Source organism: Pseudomonas sp. K5002, assembly GCF_013386655.1.
GTDB lineage: Bacteria > Pseudomonadota > Gammaproteobacteria > Pseudomonadales > Pseudomonadaceae > Aquipseudomonas.
The window spans coordinates 1-1,544 of record NZ_JACARK010001218.1 but is presented as its reverse complement, the minus strand read 5'-3'; the positions used below and the strand labels follow the sequence as shown (position 1 = coordinate 1,544).

Here is a 1,544-nt window from a genome sequence, read left to right as displayed (position 1 = left end):
GGCCGCCGGCATGGACGAATACGTGCGCATGGCCGAGCGCGGCATCACGCCGTGGGACAGGATCAGCACCGTGCCCGACGGCCTGCGCGGCCTGGAACAGACACGACGCATCGACCTTGAAGACTGGATGGATAACCTGGGGCTGGATGCGGTGATTTTTCCGACAGTCGCCGACGTAGGTCCGGCGGATGCGGATGTGAATCCCGCGTCGGCGGATATCGCCTGGAGCAACGGAGTGTGGGTCGCCAACGGCAACCTCGCCATCCGCCATTTGGGCGTGCCGACAGTGACGGTGCCCATGGGCGTCATGGCCGACATCGGCATGCCGGTGGGGCTGACATTTGCCGGCCGGGCGTATGACGATTCGGCGCTGCTGCGATTGGCATCGGCCTATGAGTCGACGGGCAGCAAGCGCCTGGTGCCGCCGCGCACGCCGGCGCTGGTGGCTCGTCAGGACTGATTGATTTCGCTGCTGATCTTGCGCATCAACCGATCGGCTTCCGACCCGGGTTCAAATCGAAAGCCACGCATCTCATCGAGGAGCAGGCAATCGCTGATGGCCTCCCAAAGTTGCTCCTGGGTCGGCTTGTTGCGCAACAGTATGTATGAAAGCAGCAGGCGTTCGATGGGAACGCCTCGAATACAGGCCGTTTCAATGATTGCCAGCAGGATAAAGCGCAGTCGAACTTCCCGCTCCGTGGGCCAAACCGTTTTTCGCTTACCCAATGCCGGGCCTCAGTGTCAGGAAAAGCGTGAGGCTATGGCCCAGAGGGGTGGCGTTTCAAGCGCTGCATGGGGAGAAAGCCCTGCTCCTACACAAAACAGGGAAAAAGCCCACGAAATCACCCCGCAGATCAACAGCCTTTACCCACGCTTGCCCATCAACGGATCACTGATGCTATGCGCCCCCGTCTCGATTCGCCCCGCCACCCGCCGCACCCAACCATGCTCGTCGCGTAGCTTGAAGTCATACCAGCCTCCATTGGGCTGGCAGGAGAACGTGCGCTGCACACGACCGCCGCCCGCAATCTCGAGCAGCCACGGCCCCTGCCTGGTGTAAGGGCAACGCTCGATGGTGATTGAGGCCGCACGCTTGCCAGGGTTGACCAGGGTCAGCAGCAAGGTGTCACCGTGATACGCCAGGGATAACTCCGGCTCGCGACGCTGCAGGTGCCCCTTGAACGAACGGTGGAACCCATTCGGTCCCAACAGCCAAAGCTTGTAGGCACCCGCGACTTGCCAGGTGTCACTGAGGTGCTTGCCGGCTTCCACCGTGTAGCGGCGCGGTACCTCGTCCAGGTGCAGGCGGTCGTAGACGTGGAAGACCACGCCCTGTTCGCCATTGTTGAAGAAGTCCAGGCTCACCGAACTGGCGCGACGGTCAACCGAGCCTTCAACGTTCAACTGGTACGGCAGCGCCCGGGATGGCCGCGCCATTCGCGCCTGGAACGGCGCCTGTTGCTGGCCCACCGTCGGCAGGGCGACCTGGGGCAGTTGCTCCTGGCGTTGACGCAGGGAGTCGGCGGCCTGGCGGCTGATGGTGT

The 1,544-nt window shown here is 63.0% G+C and carries 3 protein-coding genes; 1 reads left to right on the top strand and 2 read right to left on the bottom strand.

The annotated features are described in order from the left end of the window. Positions 1–460 (top strand): amidase family protein (locus tag HX846_RS35070; RefSeq protein ID WP_256740315.1); only part of this gene is annotated, 460 nt, incomplete at its 5' end. Here the strand turns inward: HX846_RS35070 and HX846_RS35065 are convergent. Together HX846_RS35065 and HX846_RS35060 are read right to left on the bottom strand one after the other, a co-directional pair. Then, positions 451–726 carry a hypothetical protein gene (locus tag HX846_RS35065; RefSeq protein ID WP_008436022.1) on the bottom strand — a complete coding sequence of 92 codons (276 nt, stop codon included), beginning with the start codon at positions 724–726 and terminating at the stop codon, positions 451–453. The two genes, HX846_RS35070 and HX846_RS35065, sit on opposite strands and share 10 nt — an antisense overlap. A 138-nt stretch (positions 727–864) precedes the next feature. Next, a partial coding sequence (locus HX846_RS35060) for a phospholipase domain-containing protein (protein ID WP_178967240.1) occupies positions 865–1,544 on the bottom strand: 680 nt, incomplete at its 5' end.